Annotated in this window: 2 pseudogenes; both read right to left on the bottom strand. The window is 36.1% G+C overall.

Annotation, left to right across the window (positions count from 1 at the left end):
* Positions 1-22 precede the first annotated feature (22 nt).
* Positions 23-611 (bottom strand): annotated as a pseudogene (locus tag P9687_RS16710) (recombinase family protein); the annotation flags it as partial.
* A gap of 152 nt (positions 612-763) precedes the next feature.
* Positions 764-961, bottom strand: a pseudogene (locus tag P9687_RS17365) (IS1634 family transposase); the annotation flags it as partial.
* Positions 962-980: the final 19 nt, after the last annotated feature.

The raw sequence follows: 980 nt of genomic DNA, 5'->3' as shown, positions 1-980 counted from the left end.
TTTTACTCCGAAACTTGAGCTATTAAATTATTGCTTCATGTTTCCCATTTGCTTGTATGTGTCCGTAGGTATAGATCCCTTGATAAAAGCTCTGTCGGTCTAAAATGCGTTTCACTTGTACTTTCGTAAATGCTTTCCCTTGGGTTGTTTGATACCCTTCTTCATTCAATGCTTCTGCCAACCTAGACAGTGACCATTTTCTATGTAGCTGTTTAAGCTCAAACAACCGTTTAACTACTTCTGCATGACCGTTATGTATCTTCAGTTCTTTTTCACCCTTTTGTCTCATATAGCTAAATGTTGCCCGTCCTCCTGCATATCCACCTTCCTTCGCTTTCTTGTTTCTACCTTTCGTTAGTTTTAGGGCAATTTCAAGCCGTTGGTATTGGTCTAATAATTCCCTCAAGCCGTTTTACCAAGAAATCATTCGGGTCTTTCTTATGGATACTGTAAAATGGCTGTTCAATGCTTTTAATATCACAGCCATATTTCTTCAGCTCTCGTTGTATCAGTACCTTCACAATATCTGACCGCCATAATCGGCTTGTGTTCAGCACCACCACATAATCAATTTGGACAGACGAAAGGTGAGCCAACATTTCCTGTAACCCACATTTCGCACGTCTTAAATATAGTTCATTCTAATTTTTGAATGAACTATATTTAAATGGCTTGGTGGGATGATATCTTCTTATTTTTGAGGAATTTTCGATAAAATTCTTTTCAATTCGACATTCTTTTCATGAATTCCTCCTATTGTGTGTTATTCTCCTTTGTTTTCGACATTTTTTGACACGTATATTGATACATCATACCCGCATAATTCAATGATTTTTTTGGCTTGTGAATCAATATTATCGGGTAAGAGCCTTATTTTTTGTTGATTTTGATTTATAAGGATCACGGTAATATCTTCTAATTGCTCTAACAATGATTGGCATGTGGGTTGAGAGATTTTCCTTTATCCTTAAAAGATTATA

Source organism: Weizmannia sp. CD-2023 (assembly GCF_036225245.1).
Taxonomy (GTDB): domain Bacteria; phylum Bacillota; class Bacilli; order Bacillales; family Bacillaceae_C; genus Weizmannia; species Weizmannia faecalis.
The sequence above is the reverse complement of the archived record's forward strand: the minus strand, read 5'-3'. Positions and strand labels throughout refer to the sequence as shown.